The 2,499-nt window shown below is 55.2% G+C and carries 2 protein-coding genes; both read left to right on the top strand.

Annotated features, from left to right (window positions below; all coding sequences use genetic code 11):
• Positions 1-115: 115 nt before the first annotated feature.
• Positions 116-1,645: an IS21 family transposase gene (gene istA / locus CLV74_RS22350; protein ID WP_106269138.1), complete on the top strand. Its 1,530-nt coding sequence runs from the start codon at positions 116-118 to the stop codon at positions 1,643-1,645.
• Positions 1,635-2,426 (top strand): IS21-like element helper ATPase IstB, encoded by a 792-nt coding sequence (gene istB, locus CLV74_RS22355; protein ID WP_106269142.1) that lies wholly within the window; start codon positions 1,635-1,637, stop codon positions 2,424-2,426. Before istA ends, istB begins: the two co-directional genes overlap by 11 nt.
• Positions 2,427-2,499 lie beyond the last annotated feature (73 nt).

Raw genomic sequence — 2,499 nt, forward strand, 5'->3', positions numbered from 1 at the left:
CGTGTTGGATGTCACCGAGAACTGACCCAGCGGCGATATAAAATGTCACTGAGATTTGACCCATGTGGAACCTATCCCCTGACGAGATTTGTCGGGGGGCACTGGAGTGATCGACATGGATTTTCTGAGCGTCATTCGACGTTGGGCACTGCGTGACAAGATGCCCATTCGCGAGATTTCCCGACGGACGGGCCTTTCTCGTAATACCATCCGGAAGTACCTGCGCGCTGGCACGGTTGAGCCCAAGTTTCAGACACCACACCGGCCAAGTAAACTCGACCCTTACGCCGAGAAGCTGACAAGTTGGCTTGTCGCCGAGCAGCGCAAATCCCGAAAAGACCGCCGCACGGCAAAGCAAATGCACGCAGATCTTGTTCAACTGGGCTTTGACGGGTCTTACGAACGGGTAACGGCCTTTGTCAGAGCCTGGAGAGAGGACAGACAACGGGCGCAGCGCACGACCGATCGCGGAACTTTCGTGCCATTAGTGTTCAATCCGGGAGAGGCTTTCCAATTCGACTGGAGCGAAGATTGGGCGCACATTGATGGGGAACGTACCAAATTGCAGGTGGCCCACATTAAGTTGTCGCACAGTCGTGCGTTTCTGGTCCGCGCGTATTTGCTGCAAACCCATGAGATGCTGTTTGATGCACATTGGCATGCCTTCAGGGTCTTCGACGGAGTGCCCGGCCGGGGGATCTACGATAATATGCGCACTGCGGTGGACAGGGTGGGCGTAGGCAAGAAGCGTGATGTGAATGCGCGCTTTATGGCAATGACGAGCCATTATGTTTTTGACCCTGACTTTTGCAATCCGGCTGCGGGTTGGGAGAAGGGGCAGGTCGAGAAAAACGTGCGCGACGCGCGTCACAGGTTCTGGCAGATGATGCCCTCCTTTCCTGATCTGGCTGCGCTGAACGATTGGCTTGAGGAACGCTGCAAGCTGCTTTGGGCTGAGACCAGGCACGGCAGACTCCTTGGTAGCATTGCCGATATCTGGGAAGCTGAGAAGCCCTCATTGATGCCGCTTCCAACGCCATTTGATGGCTATGTTGAACAGAGCAAACGGGTGTCTCCGACGTGTCTGATCACATTCGATCGCAATCGCTACTCGGTTCCAGCCAGCTTCGCCAACCGACCGGTCAGCCTGCACATCTACCCCACCCGCTTGGTGGTCGTGGCCGAGGGGCAAGTCGTCTGTGAACATGAGCGCATCATCCAGAGATCACATAAACAGCCCGGCCGCGTGATCTATGACTGGCGCCATTATCTGGCAGTTATTCAAAGAAAGCCTGGTGCTCTGCGAAATGGCGCCCCCTTTGTCGAGATGCCGGCTGCATTCCGTCAGTTGCAGGCGCAAATGCTACCCAAGCCTGGCGGAGATCGTGAGATGGTCGAAATCCTTTCCCTGGTTTTGCATCATGATGAAGAAGCGGTGCTGTGCGCTGTAGAGATGGCGCTTGAGGCGGGCGTGCCGACCAAGACCCACGTCCTAAACCTGCTCCATCGTCTGGTTGACACCACCCCCAGTGACCGGCCAGACGTGACGCCCCCACCAGCTCTTGCGCTGAGCAAAGAGCCTGAAGCGAATGTGGCGCGTTATGATGGGCTGCGTATTGCAGGAGGAACACGTCATGCGTCATGATCCTGCTGGCGCAGCAATTGTCATCATGCTCCGCAGCCTCAAGATGCCTGGGATGGCACAAGCGGTCCATGACCTTGTTGAGCAAGGGGCACCTGCGTTTGACGCGGCAATTCCAATTCTATCCCAGTTGCTCAAAGCCGAAATGGCCGAACGTGAGGTGAGGTCCATTGCGTACCACATGAAGGCTGCACGCTTTCCCGCCCATAAGGATTTGTCAGGCTTCAATTTTGCGGCCAGCGAGATCAATGAAGCCCTCGTGCGCCAACTTCACCGTTGCGAGTTCACTGAAGCGGCTGAGAATGTCGTGCTCATAGGAGGCCCGGGAACGGGAAAGAGTCATATTGCGACCGCCTTGGGCGTGCAGGCCATTGAACACCATCGCAAGCGGGTGCGCTTCTTCTCGACCGTGGAACTCGTGAATGCTCTGGAACAGGAAAAAGTCCACGGCAAAGCGGGCAAGATCGCCGAAGCGCTGGTCAAAACCGATTTAGTCATTCTGGATGAATTGGGATACTTGCCGTTCAGCCCTTCTGGCGGTGCGCTGTTATTCCATCTGCTCAGCAAGCTCTATGAACGCACCAGCGTTATCATCACCACCAATCTAAGCTTCAGCGAATGGGCCAACGTCTTTGGCGATGCAAAAATGACCACAGCTTTGCTCGATCGTCTCACCCACAGATGCCACATTCTCGAAACAGGCAATGACAGTTACCGCTTCAAAGCCAGCTCAGAAACCGCAAAGAAGAAGAGGAAGGACACAACCACATTGACCCCATCATGAAGCAACGCACATAACTGAAAGGCGGGTCAAATCTTCATGACAATGCTGGGTCAGTTCTCGGTGACATCTAACA

It is taken from the genome of Donghicola tyrosinivorans (assembly GCF_003003355.1).
GTDB lineage: Bacteria > Pseudomonadota > Alphaproteobacteria > Rhodobacterales > Rhodobacteraceae > Donghicola > Donghicola tyrosinivorans.

Excerpts from the sequence above, each read along its gene's own strand:
- istB (WP_106269142.1), top strand. The coding sequence starts at position 1,635 with ATGCGTCATGATCCTGCTGGCGCAGCAATTGTCATCATGCTCCGCAGC.
- istA (WP_106269138.1), top strand. The coding sequence starts at position 116 with ATGGATTTTCTGAGCGTCATTCGACGTTGGGCACTGCGTGACAAGATG.